The sequence below is a fragment of the Methylobacterium sp. 22177 genome, assembly GCF_052045615.1.
In the GTDB taxonomy this organism is placed as follows: Bacteria; Pseudomonadota; Alphaproteobacteria; order Rhizobiales; family Beijerinckiaceae; genus Methylobacterium; species Methylobacterium radiotolerans.
Window position 1 is genome coordinate 282,393 of the sequence record NZ_JBQEPK010000001.1, and the last position, 24,443, is coordinate 306,835.

General features: G+C 72.0%; 28 protein-coding genes. 18 read left to right on the forward strand and 10 right to left on the reverse strand.

Translation table 11 applies throughout. The features are described from left to right. Positions 1 to 303 precede the first annotated feature (303 nt). Complete coding sequence (locus ACTJK8_RS01365) at positions 304 to 1,743, reverse strand: aminotransferase-like domain-containing protein (RefSeq protein WP_012317267.1); 1,440 nt, start codon at positions 1,741 to 1,743, stop codon at positions 304 to 306. 359 nt (positions 1,744 to 2,102) lie between these two features. Between ACTJK8_RS01365 and ACTJK8_RS01370 the strand changes: the two genes are divergently transcribed. The 10 genes from ACTJK8_RS01370 to ACTJK8_RS01415 all read left to right on the forward strand — a co-directional run bounded on the left by ACTJK8_RS01370 (position 2,103) and on the right by ACTJK8_RS01415 (position 11,980). Beyond that, the gene (locus tag ACTJK8_RS01370) at positions 2,103 to 2,585 is read left to right on the forward strand and encodes an MSMEG_0572/Sll0783 family nitrogen starvation response protein (protein ID WP_012317268.1); all 483 of its coding nucleotides are present in this window, start codon (positions 2,103 to 2,105) and stop codon (positions 2,583 to 2,585) included. 69 nt (positions 2,586 to 2,654) lie between these two features. Beyond that, complete coding sequence (locus ACTJK8_RS01375) at positions 2,655 to 3,731, forward strand: Nit6803 family nitrilase (RefSeq protein WP_116655402.1); 1,077 nt, start codon at positions 2,655 to 2,657, stop codon at positions 3,729 to 3,731. Beyond that, complete coding sequence (locus tag ACTJK8_RS01380; protein WP_440761402.1) at positions 3,685 to 4,788, forward strand: MSMEG_0568 family radical SAM protein; 1,104 nt, start codon at positions 3,685 to 3,687, stop codon at positions 4,786 to 4,788. The genes ACTJK8_RS01375 and ACTJK8_RS01380 overlap by 47 nt, the downstream gene beginning before the upstream one ends. After that, positions 4,788 to 5,330: an MSMEG_0567/Sll0786 family nitrogen starvation N-acetyltransferase gene (locus tag ACTJK8_RS01385; protein ID WP_440761403.1), complete on the forward strand. Its 543-nt coding sequence runs from the start codon at positions 4,788 to 4,790 to the stop codon at positions 5,328 to 5,330. The genes ACTJK8_RS01380 and ACTJK8_RS01385 overlap by 1 nt, the downstream gene beginning before the upstream one ends. After that, the gene (locus ACTJK8_RS01390) at positions 5,327 to 6,322 is read left to right on the forward strand and encodes a sll0787 family AIR synthase-like protein (RefSeq protein WP_440761404.1); all 996 of its coding nucleotides are present in this window, start codon (positions 5,327 to 5,329) and stop codon (positions 6,320 to 6,322) included. The genes ACTJK8_RS01385 and ACTJK8_RS01390 overlap by 4 nt, the downstream gene beginning before the upstream one ends. Beyond that, the gene (locus tag ACTJK8_RS01395) at positions 6,319 to 7,533 is read left to right on the forward strand and encodes an MSMEG_0565 family glycosyltransferase (protein ID WP_440761405.1); all 1,215 of its coding nucleotides are present in this window, start codon (positions 6,319 to 6,321) and stop codon (positions 7,531 to 7,533) included. The genes ACTJK8_RS01390 and ACTJK8_RS01395 overlap by 4 nt, the downstream gene beginning before the upstream one ends. Next, a complete protein-coding gene (locus ACTJK8_RS01400) occupies positions 7,530 to 8,798 on the forward strand; it encodes an MSMEG_0569 family flavin-dependent oxidoreductase (protein WP_043072983.1) in 1,269 nt (422 codons plus the stop codon). Before ACTJK8_RS01395 ends, ACTJK8_RS01400 begins: the two co-directional genes overlap by 4 nt. Positions 8,799 to 9,012: 214 nt before the next feature. Further along, positions 9,013 to 9,510, forward strand: coding sequence for a DUF3617 domain-containing protein (locus ACTJK8_RS01405; protein ID WP_043072984.1), 498 nt, complete (start codon positions 9,013 to 9,015; stop codon positions 9,508 to 9,510). A gap of 259 nt (positions 9,511 to 9,769) precedes the next feature. Further along, positions 9,770 to 11,458, forward strand: a complete 1,689-nt coding sequence (locus ACTJK8_RS01410; protein WP_053620659.1) for a methyl-accepting chemotaxis protein — start codon at positions 9,770 to 9,772, stop codon at positions 11,456 to 11,458. A 333-nt stretch (positions 11,459 to 11,791) separates the two neighbouring features. Then, complete coding sequence (locus ACTJK8_RS01415; RefSeq protein WP_012317278.1) at positions 11,792 to 11,980, forward strand: hypothetical protein; 189 nt, start codon at positions 11,792 to 11,794, stop codon at positions 11,978 to 11,980. A gap of 6 nt (positions 11,981 to 11,986) precedes the next feature. Here the strand turns inward: ACTJK8_RS01415 and ACTJK8_RS01420 are convergent, their stop codons facing one another. From ACTJK8_RS01420 to ACTJK8_RS01445, 6 genes are all read right to left on the reverse strand, one after another. Further along, positions 11,987 to 12,145 carry a hypothetical protein gene (locus ACTJK8_RS01420; RefSeq protein ID WP_164891328.1) on the reverse strand — a complete coding sequence of 53 codons (159 nt, stop codon included), beginning with the start codon at positions 12,143 to 12,145 and terminating at the stop codon, positions 11,987 to 11,989. A gap of 75 nt (positions 12,146 to 12,220) precedes the next feature. Beyond that, positions 12,221 to 12,478 carry a hypothetical protein gene (locus ACTJK8_RS01425; RefSeq protein ID WP_012317279.1) on the reverse strand — a complete coding sequence of 86 codons (258 nt, stop codon included), beginning with the start codon at positions 12,476 to 12,478 and terminating at the stop codon, positions 12,221 to 12,223. Positions 12,479 to 12,597: 119 nt separating this feature from the next. Continuing rightward, entirely contained in the window at positions 12,598 to 12,804 is a 207-nt protein-coding gene (locus ACTJK8_RS01430) for a hypothetical protein (RefSeq protein WP_440761406.1), read from the reverse strand. A 40-nt stretch (positions 12,805 to 12,844) separates the two neighbouring features. Beyond that, positions 12,845 to 14,185, reverse strand: coding sequence for a PQQ-dependent sugar dehydrogenase (locus tag ACTJK8_RS01435; RefSeq protein WP_012317281.1), 1,341 nt, complete (start codon positions 14,183 to 14,185; stop codon positions 12,845 to 12,847). Next, positions 14,182 to 14,643 (reverse strand): DUF2231 domain-containing protein, encoded by a 462-nt coding sequence (locus ACTJK8_RS01440; RefSeq protein WP_012317282.1) that lies wholly within the window; start codon positions 14,641 to 14,643, stop codon positions 14,182 to 14,184. The genes ACTJK8_RS01435 and ACTJK8_RS01440 overlap by 4 nt, the downstream gene beginning before the upstream one ends. Positions 14,644 to 14,931: 288 nt before the next feature. Beyond that, positions 14,932 to 15,159, reverse strand: coding sequence for a hypothetical protein (locus tag ACTJK8_RS01445; RefSeq protein WP_012317283.1), 228 nt, complete (start codon positions 15,157 to 15,159; stop codon positions 14,932 to 14,934). 201 nt (positions 15,160 to 15,360) lie between these two features. Between ACTJK8_RS01445 and ACTJK8_RS01450 the strand changes: the two genes are divergently transcribed. Next, a complete protein-coding gene (locus tag ACTJK8_RS01450; protein ID WP_058606507.1) occupies positions 15,361 to 16,428 on the forward strand; it encodes an alpha/beta hydrolase in 1,068 nt (355 codons plus the stop codon). On the opposite strand, the gene ACTJK8_RS01455 is transcribed toward ACTJK8_RS01450, so the two are convergent. Continuing rightward, complete coding sequence (locus tag ACTJK8_RS01455; RefSeq protein WP_058606508.1) at positions 16,365 to 16,859, reverse strand: HD domain-containing protein; 495 nt, start codon at positions 16,857 to 16,859, stop codon at positions 16,365 to 16,367. The two genes, ACTJK8_RS01450 and ACTJK8_RS01455, sit on opposite strands and share 64 nt — an antisense overlap. A gap of 290 nt (positions 16,860 to 17,149) precedes the next feature. Between ACTJK8_RS01455 and ACTJK8_RS01460 the strand changes: the two genes are divergently transcribed. After that, positions 17,150 to 17,392 (forward strand): hypothetical protein, encoded by a 243-nt coding sequence (locus tag ACTJK8_RS01460; RefSeq protein WP_012317286.1) that lies wholly within the window; start codon positions 17,150 to 17,152, stop codon positions 17,390 to 17,392. A 77-nt stretch (positions 17,393 to 17,469) separates the two neighbouring features. On the opposite strand, the gene ACTJK8_RS01465 is transcribed toward ACTJK8_RS01460, so the two are convergent. After that, positions 17,470 to 17,868, reverse strand: a complete 399-nt coding sequence (locus tag ACTJK8_RS01465; protein WP_012317287.1) for a PRC-barrel domain-containing protein — start codon at positions 17,866 to 17,868, stop codon at positions 17,470 to 17,472. Between the two features lie 265 nt (positions 17,869 to 18,133). Between ACTJK8_RS01465 and ACTJK8_RS01470 the strand changes: the two genes are divergently transcribed. Continuing rightward, entirely contained in the window at positions 18,134 to 19,021 is an 888-nt protein-coding gene (locus tag ACTJK8_RS01470) for a DMT family transporter (protein ID WP_012317288.1), read from the forward strand. A gap of 31 nt (positions 19,022 to 19,052) precedes the next feature. On the opposite strand, the gene ACTJK8_RS01475 is transcribed toward ACTJK8_RS01470, so the two are convergent. Then, positions 19,053 to 19,970, reverse strand: a complete 918-nt coding sequence (locus tag ACTJK8_RS01475) for a hypothetical protein (RefSeq protein WP_012317289.1) — start codon at positions 19,968 to 19,970, stop codon at positions 19,053 to 19,055. Positions 19,971 to 20,123: 153 nt separating this feature from the next. Here ACTJK8_RS01475 and ACTJK8_RS01480 point away from each other — a divergent pair, with 153 nt between their 5' ends. From ACTJK8_RS01480 to ACTJK8_RS01500, 5 genes are all read left to right on the forward strand, one after another. Beyond that, positions 20,124 to 20,687, forward strand: a complete 564-nt coding sequence (locus tag ACTJK8_RS01480) for a nitroreductase family protein (protein WP_024827764.1) — start codon at positions 20,124 to 20,126, stop codon at positions 20,685 to 20,687. An 11-nt stretch (positions 20,688 to 20,698) separates the two neighbouring features. Continuing rightward, entirely contained in the window at positions 20,699 to 21,328 is a 630-nt protein-coding gene (locus tag ACTJK8_RS01485; protein WP_012317291.1) for a flavin reductase family protein, read from the forward strand. 89 nt (positions 21,329 to 21,417) lie between these two features. Then, positions 21,418 to 22,500 carry a lytic transglycosylase gene (locus ACTJK8_RS01490; protein ID WP_024827763.1) on the forward strand — a complete coding sequence of 361 codons (1,083 nt, stop codon included), beginning with the start codon at positions 21,418 to 21,420 and terminating at the stop codon, positions 22,498 to 22,500. Continuing rightward, positions 22,497 to 24,008: a DUF2336 domain-containing protein gene (locus tag ACTJK8_RS01495; RefSeq protein WP_440761407.1), complete on the forward strand. Its 1,512-nt coding sequence runs from the start codon at positions 22,497 to 22,499 to the stop codon at positions 24,006 to 24,008. The genes ACTJK8_RS01490 and ACTJK8_RS01495 overlap by 4 nt, the downstream gene beginning before the upstream one ends. 88 nt (positions 24,009 to 24,096) lie before the next feature. Beyond that, positions 24,097 to 24,426, forward strand: coding sequence for a hypothetical protein (locus ACTJK8_RS01500; protein ID WP_053620650.1), 330 nt, complete (start codon positions 24,097 to 24,099; stop codon positions 24,424 to 24,426). Positions 24,427 to 24,443 lie beyond the last annotated feature (17 nt).

A 24,443-nucleotide genomic window follows, 5' to 3' on the forward strand; every position in this document is an offset into this window, starting at 1 on the left:
CGCCGCCGTGCCGCCCGCGATGGTCCGGACGCAGCGGGCGGCCGTGTTTTGCGAGCGCGATAGACTTTCACCCAATTCTCGACTTCAATGACCGAGATTGATGCAGTCGAGAGCACGGATTTCGGCTTCGAGAGCCGGCCACGGTGTACCTTCCGTGGCGCTTGGCAACACCGATCCGCCGGATAGGACTTCGGATCTCCACGGCCGGCTCGGCGCACCGCCCGCGCGACGCGAGGTGGACGCGACGCGCCGGAAAGATTCTGCCGACCACGATCCTTGGGCGTGGGAACGCGGCCGGGCGGCTCAGATGTAGGTCGAGGCGAGCGCCGGCGAGCCGTCCAGGGCGTGGGCCAGTCTCTCCAGGCCGTGGGCGATCTGCTGTCGGGTCGAGGGGCCTCCGAGGCAGAGCCGGACGGCCTCGGGTGGCGCTCCGGCGACGCAGAAGGGATCGCTGCCGACCACCCCGAGACCCGCCGCGCGGCCCTGGCTGGCGAAGGCCGAGCGCGTCCATCCAGCCGGCAGGGTGATCCAGACGTGGAAGGCGTGCGGGTCCGCGACGTAGGCCTCGGCGGGCAGCAGCGCGGCCGCGAGGCTCTGGCGCGCGGCCGACTCGGCGCGGACGAAGTCCACGATGGCGTCCGCCGTCCCGTCCACGATCCAGCGCGTGGTCAGCGCGGTCGAGATCGGCGACGCCATCACGGTCGCAGCGCGCAGGGCATCGCCGAGGGGCAGGGCGGCCCGCGCGTTCGGCGCGACCAGGAAGGCCAGGCGGAGCCCCGCGCCCAGGCACTTCGCGACGCCCGCCACATAGTAGGTGATCTCGGGCGCCAGTTCGGCGAAGCTCGGCGGCGGTGCCGGGCAGATCCGCGCGTAGGCGTCGTCCTCGATGATGGTGACCGCGTAGCGGCGGGCTGTGGCCACGATGGCGTCGCGCCGCGCGCGGGATAGGGTCGCCGTGGTCGGGTTCTGAAGGAGCGGATTGAGGTAGAGGGCCTTCGGCGCGCCGCGGGTACAGGCGGCCGCGAAGGCGTCGGGGTCGATCCCGTGGCGGTCCATCGGCAGGCCGACGAGGCGCAGGCCCCGATGCGCCGCGAGGGTCCGGATGCCCGGATAGGTGATGCGCTCGGCGCAGATGGTATCGCCGGCCTGCGCGACCTGTCCCAGGATGCTGGAGAGGGCGCTGTGCGTGCCCGGGCAGATCAGGAGGCGCTCGCGCGCCGCGACGATCCCGCGACCCCCGAGCCAGCGCAGCGCGGCCTCCTTGTCCGCCTCCGTCCCGCCGAAGCCCTGGTAGCGCAGCAGGTCGGCGAGATTGCCGGACAGCTCCGCGAAGGACGACCGCATGCGGGCCTGCAGGCCCGGCAGGTCGGGCTCCGGGGGCAGGTTCATGGTGAAGTCGACCGGTCCGGGCCGCCGGGCGTGCGCGGCCTCAGCGGGACGGGTCGTGTCCGCCGGGTCGACCACGAAGGTGCCCCGGCCGACCCGCCCCTCGATCAGGCCGCGCCTGTGAGCCTCGACATAGCCGCGGGACACGGTCGTGAAGTTGAGGTCGAGCGTGGCGGCGAGCGCGCGCTGGGTCGGCAGGCGCGTGCCCGGCAGCAGGTGACCGGTCCGGATATCGTCCGCCAGCGCGTCCGCGATAGCGAGGTAATGGGGCTTGCCCCAGCGCTTGAGGTCGGGCGTCCAGACATTGTCCGCGCCGCCCCTATCGACGGACCGAACTCCCCGCCCGCTCGCCCTCATCCGTCCTGCACCCGCGTCGTGAAAAGCGATCAATGATCGATTGTATGGCTTGCAAGCACCGTACCGGGCGCCGCATCGCGTGTCACGGCTCATACGATCCGTTCAATGCGTACAATATTCGACGCCGAAACAGGCGTCGATTGACCACGTGATGCGCACGACTTGGTGATGAAATGTGCGAGCTGAAATAGATCTGCGCCGGTTACCGACTGTCCATTGATCGCAATATTGCATGTATCGCAGGGCAGCGCATTGACCGGATCCATGATCGCGCTGTTCTGGCACACCGCTTGCCATTCCCTCGGCTGATCGCGCGTAGCGCCGGCTGCAGCGGTCCAGATCACCGAGGAGCGAGAGCAATGCCTGCCGTGAATCGCGAGCCGCACAAGAAGGGCGACGTCCTGGTCGACTACGAGGAGAAGGTCTTCGAGGACGTGAAGGCCGAACCGGGTCAGAAGGCGCTCGTCACCTTCCACACCGTCGCGTTCGAGGGCTCGATCGGCCTCGTCAACCTGCTCCAGGCCACGCGCCTGCAGCGCAAAGGCTTCGAGACCTCGATCCTGCTCTACGGCCCCGGCATCACTCTCGGTGTCCAGCGGGGCTTCCCGCGGCTCGGCGACGAGGCCTTCCCGGGCCATCTCAACTTCAACAACCAGCTCGAGAAGTTCATGGCTGAGGGCGGCAAGGTCTACGCCTGCCGCTTCTCGACACAGGCCCTGTACGGGCACGGCGAGGCGGCCTTCATCGAGGGCATCCGCATGATCAACCCCCTCGACGTGCTCGACTGCATCCTCCTGCACAAGCGCGACAACGCGGTGATCATCGACACCTGGACCGTCTGACGACCGCGCCAACGCTCCCGGCGGCCGCGCGGGACGCGCGCGGCCGCTGGCTCAGCCGGAGGACCACCCATGTCAGAGACCCGGATCGTGCGGGCTGCCGCGGTCCAGATCGCGCCGGACCTCGACCGCCCGGACGGCACCCTGGAGCGCGTGCTCAACGCGGTCGACGAGGCCGCCGCCAAGGGCGCGCGCTTCATGGTCTTCCCCGAGACCTTCCTGCCCTACTACCCCTACTTCGCGTTCGTCCTCCCGCCCGCGCTCCAGGGGGCCGAGCACCTGCGCCTCTACGAGCGCGCGGTCGCCGTGCCGGGCCCGGTGACGCAGGCGGTCGCGGCGGCCGCGCGGCGCCACGGTGCGGTGATCGTGCTGGGCGTGAACGAGCGCGACCACGGCTCGCTCTACAACGCGCAGCTGATCTTCGACGCGGACGGCGCCCTGAAGCTCAAGCGCCGGAAGATCACACCGACCTACCACGAGCGCATGATCTGGGGTCAGGGCGACGGCGCCGGCCTCGCCGTGGTCGAGACGGCGGTCGGCCGCGTGGGGGCGCTGGCCTGCTGGGAGCACTACAATCCGCTCGCCCGCTACGCCCTCATGGCGCGCCACGAGGAGATCCACGCCGCTCAGTTCCCGGGCTCCCTGGTCGGCCAGATCTTCGCCGACCAGATGGAGGTGACGATCCGTCACCACGCCCTGGAGGCGGCCTGCTTCGTGGTCAACGCCACGGGGTGGCTCACCGACGAGCAGGTCGCGCAGGTCTGTCCGGACGAGCGCCTGCGCGGCGCCTGCCGGGGCGGCAACTGCACCGCCATCGTGTCGCCCGAGGGCAAGCACCTCGCTGATCCTCTCGGGCCGGGCGAGGGCATCCTCATCGCCGACATGGACCTCGCGCTGGTGACCAAGCGCAAGCGGATGATGGACTCGGTCGGCCACTACGCGCGGCCCGAACTCCTCAGCCTGCTCCACGACGACCGCCCGGCCGCCTCCGTGCAGCGGCCGGCCCGTTCGCAGCCCGCCCACCGGAGCCTCGACCATGAGCAGCAGCCCGCTTCCGACGAGTCGTCGCGCGTCCCCGCCGGTCCCGACGGGCCTCATCGGGATGCCGACGGAGCGCCTGATCAACGCGTTGCAATCCTACGGCGTTAGGCTCGCCGACAGCCGCGCCGGGGCGCCGAGCCGCCGCGGCGGCGCCGGGCCGTCGGATCACAAGGCGATGACCATCGCGGGCCGCACCGTGATGGTGCCGGTCCATACCGAGGCCGCCTTCGACTCGCCCTTCCTCGTGCGCCCGCCGGACGCGGACGGGATCGCGGTGATCGAGCACGCGGGCGTCGTGGTCGGCCGCGTCACCTTCCCGGGGCGCCCGCGCTTCTACGCCCTCTCCACCTTCGACGGCGTGCCCTACGCGAAGATCGCGGTGCTGCACGGGCGCGACGTCCTCGCCACGACGGTGCTGCAGACCTGCATCCGCTACCAGAGCCGCGCCAAGACCTGCCAGTTCTGTTCGATCGGCCAGTCGCTGGCCGCCGGGCGGACCGTGGCGCGCAAGACGCCCGAGCAGCTCGCCGAGGTCGCCCGCGCCGCCGTGCTGCTCGACGGCGTGAAGCACATGGTCATGACCACCGGCACGCCGAACGCCACCGACCGCGGCGCGGCGATCCTGTGCGAGAGCGCCTTCGCGGTGAAGGCCGCCGTCGACCTGCCGATCCAGGCCCAGTGCGAGCCGCCCGACGACGACCGCTGGTTCGAGCGGATGCGGGCGTCCGGCGTCGACGCGCTCGGCATGCACCTGGAGGCCGTCACGCCCGAGGTGCGGGCGCGGATCATGCCCGGCAAGGCGAGCGTGCCGCTGGAGCGCTACTTCGACGCCTTCGCGGCGGCCGTGCCGGTCTTCGGGCGCGGCCAGGTCTCCACCTACATCCTCGCCGGCCTCGGCGACGCGCCGGACGCGATCCTGGCGACGGCCGACCGTCTGATCGGGATGGGCGTCTACCCGTTCGTGGTGCCCTTCGTGCCGATCTCCGGCACGCCGCTGGAGAGCCATCCGGCCCCCGGGCCCGACTTCATGCACGCCGTCCTGAAGCCGCTCGCGGAGATGCTGGGCCGGGCGGACCTGCGCTCCGCCGACATCAAGGCCGGCTGCGGGCGGTGCGGCGCCTGCTCGGCGCTCTCCACCTACGAGCGCGCGGGCGGGGCGACGTGATGTTCGACCCCGTGCCGCCGTACCGGCCCAGCCACTTCCGGGTGAAGTTCGCGGTCTCGCCCTGGGAGCGGCGCGCCTGCGCGGCCCTGCGCCGGCAGGTCTTCTGCGCGGAGCAGGGGATCTTCGCCGAGGACGATTGCGACGCGATCGACGCGCACGCCCTCCCGATCTGCGCCCTCTCGACGCTCGGCGGCGACGCGGACGCCGTCGTCGGCACCGTGCGGATCCACGAGGACCGCGCGCGTCCGGGAACGTGGTGGGGCTCGCGCCTCGCCGTCGCCAAGCCCTTCCGCAGCGCCGCCGCCCTCGGGACCGGGCTCATCCGGGTCGCGGTGTCCTCGGCCCGCGCGCGGGGCTGCACCCGCTTCCTCGCGCACGTGCAGGAGGGCAACGTCGCGCTGTTCGAGGCCCTGCACTGGGAGAGCCTCGACGCCCTGGACCTGCACGGGCGGCCCCACCGCCTGATGGAGGCGGATCTCGCGGCCTACCCGCCGATGCACGATCCCGAGAACGGGCTCCTCACCTTCCGCAGGGCCGCGTGACCGCCGCGGTCGACACACGGGCGCTGGCCCTCCAGATCCGCGAGGCCCGCGGGGTCGGCCACAAGCGCGACATCGACGCGGTCGTGCGGCGGCTCGGTCTCGGAAGCCGGCACGCGGCCGTGCCGGTCGGCGACGACTGCGCGGCGATCCCCGACGGCGACGGGCACCTCCTGCTGGCCATCGAGGGCTTCCTCGACAGCTTCGTGGCGGACGACCCCTACTTCGCCGGCTACTGCGGGATCATGGTCAACCTGAGCGACGTCGCCGCCATGGGCGGCCGCCCGCTCGCCGTGGTCGACGCCCTCTGGAGCCCGGATGGAGCGGCCGCCGATCCGGTCCTGGCCGGCCTGTCCGACGCCGCCGCGCTCTACGGCGTCCCGGTGGTCGGTGGCCACACCAACACGCGCGCGGCCGCCGGCAACCTCGCGGTCGCGGTGCTCGGCCGGGCGGGGCCGCGCCTTCTGACGAGCTTCGACGCCGCGCCCGGCGACGACCTCGTCGCCGCCATCGACTTGCGCGGTCGCTTCCGCGACCCGCACCCGTACTGGGACGCCTCCACCGGCGCGCCGGGCGCGCGGCTGCGCGGTGACCTCGCGCTGCTGCCGGGCCTCGCCGAGGACGGCCTGGCCCACGCCGCGAAGGACATCAGCATGGCCGGCATCGTCGGCACGGCGCTGATGCTGCTCGAGTGCTCGGGGGTGGGCGGCGTCATCGACCTCGACGCGATCCCGCGTCCCGACCACGTCCCGCTGCCGCGCTGGGTGAACGCCTTCCCGAGCTTCGGCTACCTCGTGAGCGTCCGACCCGACCGCACGGCGGCCGTGGTGGCGCGCTTCGCCGCGCGCGGCATCGCGGCGGCGCGGATCGGGCGCCTCGACGGCAGCCGGGTCGCCCGGGTGCGCGACCGGACGGGCGACGAGGCCGTCGTCTGGGACTTCGCTGCCGACGCGCTGACCGGCTGCGGCCGCGAAAGCGCGGGGGCCGTGCCGTGACGGGCCTGCGCGTCGCGATCCTGACCCATTCCACGAACCCGCGCGGCGGCGTCGCCCACAGCCTCGCGCTCGCCGAGGCCCTGTGCGCCCTCGGCCACGAGGCGGTGGTGCACGCGCCCGACCCGGCGGGCCGCGGCTTCTACCGGGACGCGGCCTGTTTCACGGTGGCGGTGGCGGCCGAGCCGGTCGAGGGCGCGACGGTCGATCTCGTGCGGGCCCGCATCCACGACTACCTGCGCCACTTCGCGACGCCGGCCGCCTGCGACTTCGACGTCTTCCACGCCCATGACGGGATCGGCGGCAACGCCCTCGCGACGCTCAGGCACCGGCGCCTGATCCCGGGCTTCGTCCGCACCGTGCATCACGTCGACAGCTTCGCCGATCCCGTGCTCGCGTCGTGGCAGGACCGCGCGATCCGCGAGGCCGATCGGCTGCTCTGTGTCAGCCGCCTCTGGGCCGACTGGATCCGGGACACGCTCGGCGCGGAGGCCGGGATCGTCGGCAACGGGGTCGACCTGTCGGTCTACCGGCCCGCGCCGACCGGGGCGGACGCCGCGTTCCGGGACCGGTGGGGTCTCGGCGGGGGGCCCATTATCCTGAGCGTCGGCGGCTTCGAGGCGCGCAAGAACGCGCTCGGCATCGTCGGGGCCTTCGCGCGCCTGCGGGCGCGCCACCCCGGCGCGCAGCTCGTCGTCGCCGGCGGCGCCTCGCTCCTCGACCACGCCGCCTATCGCGACCGCTGCCGCGCGGCCCTGACCGCCGCGGGCCTCGAGGTCGGTCGCGGCCTCGCGGTCGTCGCGACGGGCCCGGTCCCGCAGGCCGACATGCCGGCGCTCTACCGAGCCGCGGACCTGCTGGCCTTCCCGTCGTGGACGGAGGGGTTCGGCCTGTGCGTGCTTGAGGCCATGGCCTGCGGAACGCCCGCGATCGTCTCCGACCGCCCCCCCTTCACCGAGTACCTCGCGCCGACCGACGCGCTGTTCGTCGATCCCGCCGACCCGGACGCCATCGCGGACGCCATGGCGGCGGCGCTGGAGCCGCGGACCCGCGCCCGCCTGCGAGCGGCGGGGCTGGCGCGTGCGGCCACCCATTCCTGGCGCGCCTGCGCCGCGCGCCACCTCGACGCCTACGCCGGGTGCGCCCGCGGCGCGGCCGCCGGGCGCTCCCAGTCTCTCGCCGGTCCGGCAGCCCTCACGGAGTTGGAGCCATGACGTCCACGACCCGTCACGTTCCCGTCGCCATCGTCGGCGGGGGGCAGGCTGGCCTCTCGGTCAGCTACCACCTCAAGCAGCGGGGCATCGCGCACCTCGTGTTCGAGAAGCACACGGCCGCGCATACCTGGGCGACGCAGCGCTGGGACACGTTCTGCCTCGTCACGCCGAACTGGCAGTGCGACTTGCCGGGCCACCGCTACGATGGACCGGATCCGGACGGGTTCATGAGGAAGGATGAGATCGTCGCCTACCTCGAAGCCTTCGTCGCCAAGGTGAGGCCGCCGATCCGCGAGGGTGTGGCGGTCACGCGCGTGGCGCGGCGCGACGACGGTCTGTTCGCGGTCCAGACCTCGGAGGGCGACTACACCGCGGACGAGATCGTGGTGGCCTCCGGCGGCTACCACACGCCGATCATCCCGCGCCTGGCCGAGAGGCTTCCGCCCGCGATCACCCAGATTCACTCGAACGCGTACCGCAATCCGGCGCAGCTGCCCGACGGCGCGGTCCTGGTCGTCGGCTCCGGGCAGTCCGGCGCGCAGATCGCCGAGGACCTGCATCTCGCCGGTCGGCAGGTGCACCTCGCCGTCGGCGACGCGCCCCGCTGCGCCCGATTCTACCGCGGCCGCGACGTCGTCGCGTGGCTCGCCGACATGGGCTACTACGAGAAGACCGTCGACGATCACCCGCTGCGCGACGGCGTCCGGGACAACACCAACCACTACGTGACTGGTCGCGACGGTGGCCGGGACATCGACTTGCGCCGCTTCGCCCTGGAGGGCATGGCGCTGCACGGCATTCTCGACGACTACGCCGACGGCGCGCTCCGCTTCCGCGACAACCTGCGGCGCTCGCTCGACCAAGCCGACCGGACCTACAACGGCATCAACGCGGCCATCGACGCCTACATCGCCGAGGCCGGCATCGCGGCGCCTGTCCAGGCGCCCTACAGCCCGGTCTGGGAGCCGGGCGAGCCCGTCACCGCGCTTCCCCTCGAAGGATCCGGCATCACCAGCATCGTCTGGTGCATCGGCTTCGCGCCGGATTTCCGGTGGCTCGACGCGTCCGTGTTCAACGGCGCCGGGCGGCCGAAGCACCGGCGCGGCGTCACGCAAGAGGCGGGCATCTCCTTCGTCGGCCTGCCCTGGCTGAACACCTGGGGTTCGGGGCGCTTCGGCGCGGTCGGCCGGGACGCCGAGTACATCGTGCAGGTGATCCAGGCGCGTCTCGGCGCCGGCGCGGTCGGTCTGAAGCGGGCGGTGTGAGCCGGGTTCTCGTCGGGGCAAAGTTGCGCCGGCGCGCGTCGCAGATATTGCGGCTATTCGGGCCGGACATGCGGGGTATCCGCAGCACCGAAGCGCCGTTGGGATCCAGTGTTCGGCGTCGTACCTCGTTCAGATCCCGGCTTGTTCGCCTGTATCGCATCGGTTAGCCAAGCGCCGTTGCGGCGTCTGAGCCGCGTAGACCCAGGAATTATCCATGCGAGGACGTATCGTCGGTGTCGGGATCGCGACGGCTCTATCGGTGATGACCGGCGCGGCATCCGCCGAAACGTTGCCGGCACGCAAGGCCGGCTTGTGGGAGAGCAAGACCACCTCGACCGACGGCAACACGACGGCGCGCCAATGCATCGATGAGAAGACCGATCAGATCGCGCAGGCCGCGTTCGGCGGTGGGCAGAACTGCTCGAAGCGCACCATCGTGAAGACGAGCACCGGCTACAAGGGCGAGACGGAGTGCAAGCTCGGCCCGATCTCGGCCGCGGGCAACACCGTCATCACCGGTGACTTCAACAGCAAGATCCACATGGAGGTGGATACGACGCTGACGGGCCTGCCGAACGCCAAGGAGCCCATGCGGCGCCAGATGGTCATCGACGCCACCTATATCGGTCCCTGTGAGGCTGGACAGAGCCCCGGCGACATCATCCTGCCCGACGGCAAGATCGTGAAGATGCCCCAGCCGGCGCCCCGATAGGCGTCTCGACAGGCTCGTCGGGCGTGGGAGAGGCTGTGGGAGCTCCGCACACGCCGCACGCGCGTCGCACCCCGTCCTAATCTCTGCGGCGCGCGCCACGGCGTCCGAGTGGCTCCGATCCGCGGCGAGGATCCATGCCGCGAGGCCGGCGCCGGCCCACACCGGCGAGCAAGCTCAATTTATGGGATATTAAATACACTCGGCTAATCGTGCGCCCTGCAGCCGCAGAATTGTTCTATTCGGCTGCCGCGAGGCCGCCGTGTCGCTACAGAGTGTCTCAATTCGCACAAAACTCGTGGTCGCATTCTCGATTCTGACCGTCTTCGTGGTCGGACTCGGCATGCTCGGGCTCATGAGTACGCGCAAGCTCCGCGAGCAGGCGGTCGAGATCGATACGAACTGGATGCCGAGCATCCGCGCGCTGGGCGAGATCGACACGCTCACCGCACGCAGCAGCGGTCTCCTGCTGCGTCACACACAGGCGACCGATCCGGCGCTGCTCGCCACCATCGAGAAGGACATGGACAGCTTCGATCGGAAGCTGGCCGACCGGATCGCCGTCTACAAGGGGCTGATCAGCTCCCCCGACGAGCGGACGCTCTTCGATGCGTTCAACCAGGAGTCCCAGACCTTCAAGACGGTGCGCAACGACGTCGTCGACCTGTCGCGGGCGGGGAAGAAGGCCGAGGCCTATCAGCTCTACGAGACGAAGGGACTGATCCCGCGTCGCGCCGCGTCCAAGGCCCTGGAGAAGCTGATCGCCATCAACAACGCCGGCGCCGACGCCGCGCAGGCTCAGAGCACCGCGATCTTCAACGAGACCTGGACGCTGAGCCTCGTCGCCATCGGTCTCGCCGTGGCTGTCTCGGTGCTGTCGGGCGTGATCATCGTCCTCGGCGTCACCCGCGGCATCGCCTCGGTGGTGCGGCCGATGCAGGCGCTGATCGCCGGCGACCTGTCGGCCGAGATCCCGTACCAGGGCGAGAAGACCGAGATCGGCACCATCGCGTCCGCCGTCGCGGTGTTCAAGCAGGGGCTCGTCCAGATGAAGGCGCTGGAGGCCGAGACCGCCCAGGCGCGCCTCGCCGCCGAAGAGCAGCGCCGGATCGGCATGCGCCAGATGGCCGACAGCTTCGAGGCCGCGGTTGGCGGCATCGTCGGGCAAGTCTCCGCCTCCGCGACGGAGTTGCAGGCCACCGCCGGCTCCATGTCGGCCATGGCGGGGCAGACCTCGGCGCAGTCCGGTGCGGTCGCGGCCGCCGCCGAGGAGGCGGCCTCGAATGTCAGCACCGTCGCGGCGGCCGCCGAGGAACTCGGCGCATCGGTCCAGGAGATCGGACGTCAGGTCCAGGGCTCGGCCGAGCTGGCCCGTTCCGCCGCCGGCGAGGCGGACGAGACCGGGGCCCTCGTGCAGGAACTCAGCACCGCCGTCGCCAAGATCGGCGACGTGGTCGGCCTGATCTCCTCGATCGCCGGTCAGACCAACCTCCTGGCGCTGAACGCCACGATCGAGGCCGCCCGCGCGGGCGCGGCGGGCCGCGGCTTCGCGGTGGTGGCCTCGGAGGTGAAGGCCCTCGCGGAGCAGACGGCCCGGGCGACCGGGGAGATCTCCACCCAGATCGGCCGGATCCAGGGCGTCACCGGGCAGGCGGTCTCCGCCATCGGGACGATCACCGGGCGCATCCGCGAGATCAACGGCGTCGCCACCTCGATCGCGGCCGCCGTCGAGGAGCAGGGTGCGGCGACGCAGGAGATCGTCCGCAACGTCACCCAGGCCGCGCAGGGCACGGGCGAGGTGACGAGCAACATCGCCGGCGTGGCCGGTGCCGCCGAGGAGACCGGCGCCGCGGCGAGCCAGGTTCTGGGCGCCGCCTCCGAGCTGTCTCGCCAGTCCGAACACCTGTCGGCCGAGGTCGGACGGTTCCTCGCCACCGTGCGCGCGGCCTGACGCGCCGCGCGACGAGGGCAGCGCTCGATAGTCAATCGCCGGGGTGTGCCGCAGCACCTCGGCGGGGAAAGCTTGAGCTTACATCAGGGTCACACCGCGAACACAGTCGCGGACCTGATGGAGACTTCGATGACCCGCGTTGCCCGCTTCACCCTCGCCGCTGCCGCTGCCGCCGCCACCGTCGCGGTTCTCGCCGGCACCTACGTCGAGATCCTGGACCGCGCCCTCCCGATGCACTTCGTCTGAGACGGCGGGTGCGAAGCGGATGAAGACCGCATCCCGGGACGCCGCCGTCCGGCGACGGCGCCCCGGGATGCGGGAGGGAGGTGGCCGATGAATCGATTCCTGACTTCCGTCGTCGACGGCGCCGAGTGGGTCGCCGACACTCTCGACGACATTCTCGTCGAGGCCGCCCTCGGTTTCGGCGCGGCCGTGCCGCTGATCGTCGACCCGTCCGGCGATCCGCCCGCGAGCTCGAATACCGGCACGCCCGAGACCGGCGCAAATGCGATCCGAGCGTGAGCGCGCCTAGCGCTTCTGCGTGTTCGGTGCCGACTGGTCGGTCTGCGGCTCCATCTTAGTGGAGTCGGGCTTGGTCGGCGTGCTGTTCTGGGCCTGCTTGTCATCGCAGCAAGCGAGACTGAGCAGCAGTAGCCCGGCGAGCGCGATGCGCGTTCCTACCGTCATGGATCCTCCCTGCGGCGTGTGAGCGGCGCCCGTCCGCGGGCGGGACAGCGCCGCTCGCGCCGTGACGCGGTCCCGTCAGCGGCTGCCGGCCGGCGGCTTGGAACCGGATCCGGCATCGTTCGGGCCGGTGCTGTTCGTCGTGCCGGAGCGGCTCATCGAGCCGGTCGACGGTCCGCTCCCGGCGGCGCCCGGCGTGGAGCCGGACCCCGCATCGCTCGGTCCGGTGCTGTTGGCCGTGCCCGACCGGCTGGTCGCACCGCCGGTATTCTCCGCGGCCGCTGCGGGGATGGCGGCCGCGAGAAGGGCGGCGATGGCGAGACTCGTGAGCTTCATGGCGGATCTCCCTCTGGTCCGGCAATCGCGCTCACGGAGCCGTTACCGGTCATCCGGGCAACCGCACGCCGCCGCGCCTGTTCCGGCCACGTCTTCGACGCGCCCGCGCGGGTGCCGGATCAGGATGCCTCCGGCGGCGCGTCCGGCCGGACTGCCGCCGGGGTAGCTACACGCGCCTGCTCGTCCGGCATCCGGTAGCCCCGATCCCAGGTGGCCCAGGCCTCCGTGTCCGGCGGATAGGGGTTCGCGGTGATCGGATCGCCGCGGTCGCGGGCGTGGCGCCCCTCGTCGCTGATCGCGGCGGGTGAACGGGTCGATGGCGTCATCGGCACTTCTCCAGCACTGACATCTCGATCGTGGACCGGGTCAGCGGACGATCGGGGCCGGCTCGGCCCGCGTCTGCGAGCCGGAGGCGGTGACGCGCCACACGGCGCCGCCGGCATCGTCGGCGATGAGCAGCGCGCCGTGACCGTCCATCGCCAGCCCGACCGGGCGCCCGCGAGCGTGTCCGTCATCCGTGAGGAAGCCGGTCACCACGTCCTGGGCCTTACCGGCCGGCCGGCCGTTCTCGAAGGGGATGTAGACCACCTTGTAGCCGTTCAGCGGCTCACGGTTCCAGCTGCCGTGCTCGCCCACGAAGGCGCCGGCACGATAGGCCTGCGGCAGACCCGCGCCGCTGGAGAAGGTCATTCCCAGGGGCGCCACGTGCGAACTCAGCGCGTAGTCGGGCATGAGTGCGGCGGCGACCAGGTCCGGACGCTGCGGCATCACCCGCGGATCGACGTGGTTGCCCCAGTAGCTGTAGGGCCAGCCGTAGAAGCCGCCATCCTTCACCGAGGTCATGTAGTCGGGCACGAGGTCGGGCCCGAGCTCGTCGCGCTCGTTGACCACGCACCACAGGGTCTCGGTCTGCGGCTCGACGGTCAGGCCGTTGGGATTGCGCAGGCCCGTGGCGTAGAGCCGGTGCGCGCCGGATGTCCGGTCGATCTCCCAGATTGCGGCCCGGTCCTTCTCCTCGTCCAGCCCGTTCTCCGTGATGTTGCTGTTCGATCCGACGCCGGCGTAGAGCTTGGAGCCGTCCGGGCTCGCGGTCAGGCTCTTGGTCCAGTGGTGATTGATGCGGCCCGCCGGCAGGTCCACGAGCTTCACGCCCGGCTCGGTGATCGCGGTGTCGCCGGACTTGTAGGGGTAGCGCACGACCGCGTCGGTCTCCGCGACGTAGAGGTCGCCGCCGACCAGCACCATGCCGAAGGGCGCGTTCTGCTTGTCGAGCAGCACGGTCCGCTGCTCGGCGACGCCGTCGCCGTCGGCATCCCGCAGCAGGGTGATGCGCTGACCCGGGGTCTCCGCGGAATGGGACTTCCGCTCGAGCCAGCCCATGATGATCTCCTTGGGCCGGTTGATCGGCGGCGTCGGGCCGCCGCTCTCCGCCACCAGGACATCGCCGTTGGGCAGGACGAGGAGCGAGCGCGGGTTCTTCAGGCCCGTTGCGAGGGCCTTCACTTGCAGCCCGGATGCGCCCTCGGGCGTCTCGCCGTCCTTCCAGCCGACCGCGCTCGAGACGTGCATCGGCTGCAGCAGGTACTGATGCAGATCGGGCAGTGGCGGGTTCGGTCCGACCTGGGTCTGCGGGTCGATGGGATCGGGCCCGCAGGCGGCGAGCGGAAGCAGAACGCCGGCGGCGAGGAGCGGGACGCGCCGGATCATGCCGGCTCCTCCGTTCGCACGCCGACACCGTGCCGGTGCACCAGCGCGGCGCCGCTCCAGCCAGTGACCAGCAGGATCAGCACGACGACGGTCGACAGGATCAGACCGGTCGGCACGACCGACGTGTAGGCGTCGCGACTGTGCACCAAGACGTTGATGAGGCTCAGGACCAGAGCCACCGCGTTGCCGGCGGCGTGGATCCAGGCCGGCCGAAGGCGGCGGATACCGCGATCGCCGAGAAAGTCGATGAGCCCCGCCACCGCGGCCAAGGTCGACGCGATCAGGCCGACGCTGAGGAGCCAGGCCGAGAAATTCGCCCACTGCATGTTGGCCGTGAGCCAGTAGGCGATGTCGGTCACCAGCGTCCCCACGAAGCAGACGACCGGGATCGGGACCAGCATCACGTGGACGGGGTGACCTGCGATTCGGGCCGTCGCTTGCGGGGTCTTCGGGATCAAGCCGGGATCCTCGGCGGACGGAGCTGCTTCGATGCAGGATGTACCGGCGGCCGGAGCCGAATGTTCCCGGCTCCGGCCGCCAGGCGAGGTCCTACGCTCTCGCGTGGCCGAGCGATGTCGGTCGGTATGAGGTCGTTCTGTCGACGACCTGTGCAGAGGGATGGGCGGTGGTTAAAGCAGAGCCGCCCGGCCCGATCTGCCGGAACGCCCGCTCGCCGATCTGCACGCGCTTCCGCTGACGCCTGCGGTCACGGGCGTGCGCCAGGCCGTATGCCCGCCGCTCCCGCGTCAGTGCGATCGATCGGCGCGATCCGGTGCTCGGCCTTTCGTGCTGTGGGTATGGTGGCTGTCCCGCTCGCCGCCCCCACCGGAGACGTGGGACTTCGAGTCGTTGGTCGGGCTTCCCGGCGCGGGCCCGTGTTCCGCCGCGTCGTGCGGCTTCGTGGCATCCTGATGGCTGCTGCCCGGTCCGCCGTGATGACGGTCGGCTGCGGGGGTCTTCTTCGATGTGCTCATACCGTTCCTGCTGATGCGCCCGCCGCGCTGACCGTCTCTCCGAAGATCCGCGCGGCACGAAACCGGTCGGCGATGTCTGGCCAACCCTGCGGGTCCGACGGTGTTCCTGCGGGAGCGGTGCCGCGGCGGCACGTTCGGGCTCGGGAACAGGCCGATCCGCCGTTCATTAAAGCGGCGGGTTCGGCGCAGAGGAGGATTCTCTTGGACGGCTCGTCGCGTGTCGCCGCGCTGACGGCAGGAGCCGTCACGCTCGCAGCCGTCGGCCTCGTCGCCTGGGCCCGGCGTTCCCGGGTCAGCGTCCGTGCCAAGCTGGTGAACGACGTGGCGCTGCCGCTGAGCGGCATGAAGCGCAGGGCGCGCGACGCGCAGGGGCTGCGGCGCGAGATCGCCCGGCACCGGCGGATCGAGCCCGCACGGCCGACCCTCTGGCAGCGCCGCGAGCGCAGCGTCCGAACCGACTTACTGGACGGCGCGGAGGTGATCACGGTCAGCCCGCGCGGCGGAAGCTCGGACATCACGATCCTCTACCTTCACGGCGGCGCCTGGGTGTTCGACGTTCTCGGTCCGCATTGGCGGATCGTCGACGCCCTCATCGCGCGCACCGGTGCCCGGGTGATCCTCCCGCGCTACCCGCTGGCGCCCGAGAGCACCTGGCGCCAAACTTACGCGTTCCTCGAGGAGCTCCTGGGCTCGATCGGCGCTGAGGCGCGCGACCGGCTGATCGTCGCGGGCGATTCGGCGGGAGGCTGCCTGTCCCTCGGAATCGCGCAGCGGCTGCGCGCGCGGGGCGAGCCGCTCCCCGCAGGTCTGCTGCTGTTCTCACCCGCGCTCGACCTGACGTTCTCGGATCCCGGGGTGGCGGCCATCGCGCCGCGAGATCCGATGCTGGCGGTGCCCGGCTGCCGCGAGGCGGCGCGCCTCTGGGCGGGCGGCACGCCGCTGACGGATCCGCGGATCAGCCCGCTGTTCGGGTCCCTCGAGGGGCTCCCACCGACGGCGATCGTCACCGGCACGCGGGACATCCTTCATCCGGATGCCCTGCGCCTGTCAGACGGCTTGGCGCGGGCGGGGCGCGAGGTGGCGCTGTACCGGTATCCCGGCCAGTGCCACGTCTTCGTCGGGGCGCCGATCCCCGAGGCGACCCGCGCCCTCGACGAGGCCGGCGCCTTCATCCGACGTCGTGTCAGCGCGTCCGACGCACGCCGTCAGCGACCTGTATACCCCGAAGCTACGGCCGCCTCTTTCAGGCGCTCGAACGCCGTGGCGTAGCGCTCGCGCAGGAACGCGGCGTTGGGCGGGATCCGGCTCGGACAGAGATTGTCCTCGGTATCGGACATCTTGATCAGCAGCGCCGCGAAATTGCCGGCGGCGATCAGAGCCGTGACCCGCTCGGAATAGGCGGTCCGGCTCGGCGGCTTGGTGAGAAGCGTCACCGTCTCGACGATGTCCGCCTCGAAGCCGGCGGCGCGGAGGTCGGCTGCCGTGCGCGGCGTGTCCTCCAGCACATCGTGCAGGAGCGCGGCCTGCATGACTCGCATCGGGTCGATGTCGAACCCGTCGATGAGTCGGGCGTGACCGGCCCGGGCCTGGGCGGCGTTCGCGACGCGTTCCAAGTGCCGCATGCACGGCTCGCCACCCTTGTCGAGCTGGCCCGCATGCGCGGTGAGGGCGAAGGTATGGGCATCGAAGATCGTCGGCACGCACCCGGCTCCCCAGATCGACCGACCCGAAGCTACGCCGCGCCGGCCTTCCGCTCCGGGAAATCGCGTGCCCGCCGCGGCGTTCCCGCTCAACCGGCCGCCGCGCCCGCCGCGCGGCGCCGTGACGCCGTACGCTTCGTGGCGGCGCGCTTACCCCATTTCGTGGATGCGCAGTCTTCGCTGTCGATTCAAAAGTTCAGGTTGGCAACACTATTGCCCAGCTCCCGTGGAATCGCCATCTCTTGTTCCGTAATCGGACAAGCGGCGGGTCGCGCTTCAGGATCGAGACAATGACGTCCGGGACACTCGAGAAGCCGCTGGATGTCGGTGGGCCGCTGAGCCGCCGGGCGGCGGCGCTGGCCAACGTCCGGTGGTTCCGCGCGCTGGCGTGGCGGGCCCTGCGCGACGGCGGTCCGCGGGCCGAATTGCGCGCGTCCAACGCGCGAGCCGCGGCGCGGATCGTGCTGCGTCAGGCCAAGCGCGAGGCCCTGGTCGCCCGGCTGGCGCGTCAGGCCCTCGACACACCCCTCTAGGCGCGGTCGCGCTGCGTCGGGGCCGCGGGACCGCTGGATCGGCCGGGCACTGCGCCCGGCCGCGGCGTTGGTGAGCGTCAGCGCTTGAACTTGCCCTCGTACTTGAACTCGGGCGCCGCCTTCAGCTGATCCTTGCTGGCGCCGATAATGGCCTTCCACTTCTTGGCGTCGGCGTCGTAGCCGATCGCGATCGAGCTCGGGGCCACCGCGACGTAGCGCTCGCCCATACCGAGGAAGCCGCCGACGGAGACGATGTATCCGGCCAGCTTCTCGTGATCGATCACGAGGTCCTTGATCTCGCCGACCGTGTTGTTCTGCGCGTCGGTGACGTTGAGGCCGATCAGGTTGTAGCTGAGCACCGCGTCCTGCGGGACGGTCTCGAATTTCGGCGCGACCGTCGCGGGCGCCTCGTTGGCGGCGAAGGCGGGGCCGGCGAGGGCGGCGGATGCGAGGGCAGCGAGGACGAGGCGGCGCATAGTGAACTCCAATGGCCCGGTATGGGTGCTCGGAAATCGTCGCCTCGATCGCATCGTTCCGCGACAACACGGAAATGTTAATGCGCGGAACATGGAACCTTCGCCCGGTGCGCGGGCAGGGTGGCAACGCGGCCACGCCGTGGGCGAAGCGGCAACTGTATTGAAGATCGGCCGGGACAGATCGCCCGACTGCGCGCCGATCGTTCCTGGCCGACCTTACCCCGGGACGGCATGCCGGGACTCGCAGAGGTCGGGAGGAGACACCGTGGCGGGAGGAGTGCTCGAGACGAGGCGCGGATCGGCGACCGGCGCCTGGGTGGACGGCCTCATCGGCGTCACGATCTTCAGCGCCTCGCTCGTGGCGACACGCCTCGCGCTGACCGGCATGGACGCGCTGTTCCTCAGCGCGGCCCGGGCTGCGCTCGCGGGCCTCGCCGGCGCAACCGCTCTGCTGGCGCTCCGACAGGCCCGCCCGCGACGAACCGATCTCCCGGCGCTCGCCATCGTGGCCGCGGGCGTCGTGGTCGGCTTCCCGCTCCTCACCGCCCTGGCCCTACGGACGGTCGGCGCCGCGCACGGCACCGTCTTCGTCGGCCTGCTGCCCCTTTCCACCGCCCTGTTCGGTGCGCTGCGCTCCGGCGAACGGCCGTCGCCGATCTTCTGGCTGCTCTCGATCACCGGCGCGCTGGTGACGGTCGGCTTCGCCGCGCGCGGGCTCGACGGACCACCCGGTGCCGGCGACGCCTTCATGCTGGCCGCGATCCTGCTCTGCGGGCTCGGCTACGCCGAGGGCGGCGTCCTGGCCCGCAGGCTGGGCGGCTGGCAGGTGATCGCCTGGGCCACCGTCCTGTCGCTGCCGGTCAGCCTGCCCCTCGCCCTGCTGCTCCGGCCTGCCGAGCTGGCCGCGATCCCGCTGCCGGCCTGGGCGGGCCTCGGCTACGTCGCCCTGTTCAGCATGCTGATCGGATTCGTGTTCTGGTACAGGGCTCTGGCGCGCGGCGGCATCGCGTCGGTCGGACAGCTCCAGCTGCTGCAGCCCTTCCTGGGCCTCGGCGTCGCCGCGCTGATCCTGGGCGAGCGGATCGAGCCCGCGATGATCGGCGCCGCCCTGGCAGTGGCGGCCTGCGTGGCGCTGGCGCGGCGCTTCGCTTGAGAGCGGGCCGGGCGCCGTCGGCCGGCCCTCGTCAGCCGGACTTGGCCACCACCTCGATGTCGCGGTCGAGGCCGCTCTCGACCTTGAACTCCCGGGTGTAGACCTGTCCGTCGTGGCGGGCGATCAGCACGTAGTCGCCCTCCGCGAGAGTCACCTGTGGGAAGGCGCCGATCGCCTCGCGGATCGTGTCACCGCCGGGGGTCAGGACCGAGAAGGCGGTGCCCGCGAAGGCCTCGGCGCCGGGAGCGGCCACAAGCTTCAGGGTCACCGTCGCGGCGCGGTGGTTGAGCGTCGCCTCCGTGACCTTGCCGTTCTCGACGCGCAGGTCCGCGCGCTGGATCGCGTTCGACTCACCGTAGGTCGAGACCACGTGATACGTACCCTCCGGCAGGCGCAGCAGCTCGCCGGTCTTGATGCCGGCGCGCACGAGCCGGCCCTCGGAGTTGGTCCCGACCGGGACGAAAACCGAGAACGTCACCTGCCCGGGCGGGATCTTCTGGTCGCCCACCGCGCCCGCGAGCTTGAGGGCGCCTGCGGCCACCCGGAGCGTGTCGGTCGTCGGCTGACCGCCCATCACGATCCGCTTCGACGCGCTTGCGAAACCGTAGGTTACGGTCGCCACGTAGGCGCCCGGCGCGAGGGTGAAGTGCGGCTCGGCCTCGGTCGAGCGGGCGACGATCGACGGGCGCGTGCCGTCACCGCGATCCTCGTAGATCCGCCACGCGAGCCCCTGGCGCAGGGCCGTGCCAGGGCCCGACAGGAGCGCGGACAGGGACAGCTGCGCCTCCGGCTCGGCGGGGGGAAGAGACGGCGGCAGGTTCGGGGTGGTGATCGACGGCGACGGCAGAGCGCCGCCGAGCCGGTTCTGGAACGGGTCCTGCTGCGCGCGCGCGGCCGGCGGGCCGGCGGCGAGAATCGCCAGCGCGGTCGCTGCAAGCCTCATGCGCATCGGTCGGCCCTTCTCTGCTCGTCACGCCGGTCGCGACACCGGATCGTCCAGGTCCGCCTCTGACCCCCGACCATGGCGGCGGCAAGGCCGCTCTTCCACAGGCGGCCCGCGCATGCCACATCCCGGTCGGGACGCGATACCGGGACGGAGCGCATGACCGCCACCCTCGATCTCCTGAAGACCCGCCGCTCGGTGCCGCCGGTGCTGCTGGACGAGCCCGGGCCAGACCGGGCGCAGCTGGACACCATCCTGACCGCCGCCGCGCGCGTACCCGACCACGGCAAGCTGGCGCCCTGGCGCTTCATCGTCATCGCCGGCGACGCCCGGGCCAAGGTGGGCGAGGTCATCGCGGCGACCTTCGCGGCCGACAATCCCGACGCCGGACCCGAGCGGCTCGCCCAGGAACGGGCCCGCCTGACCCACGCTCCGGTCGCCATCGCGGTGGTCTCGCGGGCGGGGCCGCACGTGAAGATCCCGGAATGGGAGCAGGTGCTCTCCGCCGGCGCCGCGACCATGAACCTCCTGATCGCCGCGAACGCCGCCGGTTTCGCCACGTCCTGGCTGACCGAATGGTTCGCCTACGACCGCCGCGTCCTCGACGCCCTCGGCCTCGCGCCCACCGAGAAACTCGCGGGCTTCGTCCATATCGGCCGGGCGCGCGAGGTGCCCTCCGACCGGCCGCGGCCGGCGCTCGACGAGATCGTCACCTACCTCTGAAGGGACCGGCCGTGCACTACGATCTCGACCTGCCGCGCGAGGCGCGCGCCCTCCCGCACAACCCGCTCAAGGCCATCGTCGCGCCGCGTCCGATCGGCTGGATCAGCGCCATGAATCACGACGGCGCGCTCAACCTCGCGCCCTACTCGTTCTTCAACGCCGTGGCCGACAATATGGTCGCGTTCTCGTCCTCTGGCCGGAAGGACGCGATGACTTTCGCCGAGGAGGGCCGGGAATTCGTCTGCAGCCTCGCCACCTGGGACCTGCGCGACGGGATGAACGATTCCTCGGCGCCGCTGCCGCGGGGAACGAGCGAGTTCGCCTTCGCCAATCTGGAGACCGCCCCCTCGCGGAAGGTGCGGCCGCCGCGTGTGGCCGCCTCACCGGCGGCTCTGGAGTGCCGCTGGCTTCAGACCGTGCCGCTGGTGCCTCTCGGGGGCGGCGAGGCGGAGAATTTCCTGGTGATCGGACAGGTGGTGTCGATCTACGTCGACGAACGTTTCGTGACGGACGGCATGGTCGATACGGCGGCGATGCATCCGATCATGCGGGGCGGATACTTCGACTACTTCCACGCGACCGCCGACACGCGCTTCCAGATGCGCCGGCCGAAGGGCGCGGGCGAGTTCACCGGGTCCTGAAACAGGAACCGGTTGTGCGCGGCCGATTGAGGACTTGTTTACCATAGCGGGCGCAGGTTCGGGCGGTCTCCAGCACCGTGCCCGCCCGGATGTTCCTGTTCACCACGCCGTCGAGCCCACCGGAGAACCCGCCGCCCCAGGCGCGGGCGCTGCCGGGCACGCCCGCCTCCGGGCCGGTGGTCCAGGCCATCCGTGACGGGGCGACGGCGAGCGGCGTCGGCTTCGACTATCTCCTCGCCACGGCGCGGCGCGAATCCGCCCTCGATCCCGCGGCCAAGGCCGGGACCTCCTCGGCCACCGGCCTGTTCCAGTTCATCGAGCAGACTTGGCTCGGGGTGATGAAGAATGCCGGGCCGCGGCTCGGGCTGCAGGCGCAGGCCGACGCCATCACCCGGCAGTCGGACGGCACCTACACGGTGCCCGACGCGAGCCAGCGGCAGGCGATCCTCGACCTGCGCCGCGATCCCAAGATCTCCGCGACGCTGGCCGGCGCCCTGACCCAGCAGAACGCCGACGCCCTCACGAGCGCCCTCGGCCGTGAGCCGACCGCGGGCGATCTCTACGCGGCGCACGTGCTGGGCGCGAAGGGCGCGGCCGCCCTGATCTCGACCGCCCGCGCCTTTCCGGAGCGCGCCGCCGCCCTCGACCTTCCGGAGGCGGCCGGCGCCAACCGGGCGCTGTTCTACGACCGCGCCGGCCGGCCGCGAAGCGCCGCCGAACTCTATGCCAGCCTCGCGGCGGCGGCCCAGGGCGCCGCCGCCACCGACCTGACCGGCCTGCGCCAGGACGGCGCCGCGGCGCCGCAGGCCGTGTCGGCCTACGCCAGCGCGGCGACCGCCTTCGGCGGGACCTCGGATCTGCGCAGCCTCTTCCAGACGGACCAGCGCGGCGCGGCCTCCGACGCCGCGGCCCGACTCTGGCAGGCGCGCAACGGCGCTGCGCCGGTGCAGCACGCGGCGCCCACCTACTTCCCGCGCTCCGACTCGGAACCGCCGCCGCGCGTCGCCGCCGTGGAGCCCGACGTCACGGGCGCCCTCAGCGAACCGGCGACGCCGCCGGGCGCCGCCCTCCTCAATCCGCCGCTGCCGCCCCGCCGACCCGCGGAACTCGCGGCCGCAGCGTCCATGTCCGGCAACAGGACCAGCCTGTTCGCGCCCCGGAGCGGTCGATGATCATCCGCGACTTTCTGGCCTGGACTCAGGACGCCTCGGCCGAGCGCCGGGCCGAGGCGACCGCGACGCTGGCCCGGACCTACCTGTACGGCGACCTGGGCGCCGAGGCGGCCTGGGAGGCCAAGACCGCGCTGCTCGCGCTCCTCGACGACCCGTCGCCCCGGGTGCGCCGGGCGCTCGCCGAGACCTGCGCCGCCTCGGCGCGGACACCGCGGCCGCTGGTCGTCGCCCTGTCCTGCGACGTTCCGGAAGTGGCGCGGCCGGTGCTCGCGCGGTCGCCGGTCCTCACCGATGCCGACCTCGTGGACGCGGCCGCCCTCGGCGACGAATCGACCCGCGCGGTGATCGCCGCCCGGCACCACCTGTCCCACGCGGTCGCGGGCGCGCTCTCCGAGATCGGCGAGACCGACACGCTGGTCGTGCTCGCGGCCAATCCGACGGCGAAGATCACCGCGGGCCGGATGCTGCGCATGATCGAGCGGCGGGGCGACGAGGCCGCCTTGCGCGAGGCACTCCTCACCCGCGCCGACCTGCCTCCGGAAGTGCGCCACGCCCTCGGGATCGCGGTGGCGCGGGCGCTGACGGGGTTCGTCACCGACCGCGCCTGGCTCGGCGCCGAGCGCTGCGACCGGATGAGCCGCGAGGCCGGCGAGCGGGTGGCGCTCGAGGCCTGCGACGGCTTCGGCGCGGCCGCCGTCACGCGGCTGGTGACGCACCTGCGCGCGACCCGCCAGCTGACCGCGGGCCTGATCCTGCGCGCCGTGCTGTCCGGCCGGACGGACTTCGCCCTGGCCGCCCTGGCCGACCTGTCGGGCCAGGATCATGCCGGCGTCGCCCGGGCCATGCGCGACCCGCGCCTGCTTGCCGACCTGCACGACCGCGCCGGGCTGCCCGGCGCGCTCCTGCCGGCGATGCAGGCGGCGCTGTCCGCGTGGCAGGATCTCGTCCGCGAGGCGGCCCCCGTTCGCGGGACCGGCCTGTCCCGGCGCCTCATCGAGTCCGCCATCGCGGCCTGCGGTGACCTGTCGGATCCGGACATGCATCCGGTGATCGCGCTGCTCAACCGCTACGAGGCCGAGGCGGCGCGCGACGAGGCCCGCGAGGTGGCGCGCGCCATCGCCGCCCAGGCGCTGGCGCGCGAGACGGCCCGCCGGGAGGCCGAGGCCGCCGACGCCGCGTGGCGCGCCGCCCTGGAGACCCAGCGCTCGACCGCCTTCGCGAAGGAGGCCGATACGGAAGCCCCGCTCGTCGTCGCGGTCCCCGAAACCGCGGACGTCCCGCCCGAGGTCGAGCCGGTCAACCCGGTCGGCGCGATCCTCGACGCGCTGCCCGAACAGATCCTGGCCTGGTATCGCCCGGAGGGGTTGGACCCGGAGGTCCAGGCCGCGACCGACCTCGTGCTCGACGGCCTCGGCGACAGCCTCCTCGATCATTTCCGCGCCAGCCAAGGCCGCGCGGAGCCGGAGCCCGACGCGAGCGCGGACAAGCCGGAGCGCATCGCCGCCTGATCGTCGCGGCGCCGGCCGCACGGGGGCTTCCGAGCCCCGCGTCCCGTCCAGCAACGTCAGGTCTCGCGGTGGGGTGATAGCACCGGACATGTCCCGATACCGTCGGCTCCCGGGAGCGGAGCCGCGCTACGTCCTGGCGGCGGCACGGACGCTGATCGCGGAGCGCGCCTACCGGTTCAGCCTCTACGCGGTCGACGTGGCCGCTTCCGACGGTCAGACCGGCCGCCACGTTCTCGCCGTGCCGGTCGCGATCGGCGCGGTCTCGATCACGGTGGGCCTCGTCCTCACCGAAGAGGATTCGCGTCGGGCCGACCGGGGCGATCTCGAGGGCATCGCGGCCGTCGCCCAGGCCGTGCAGAGCGGATACCGGCGCTTCCGCACCTTCCCGGCCAACGAGCTGGGGCGTTTCGTGCTCTGATGACGCAGTCCGGCAGG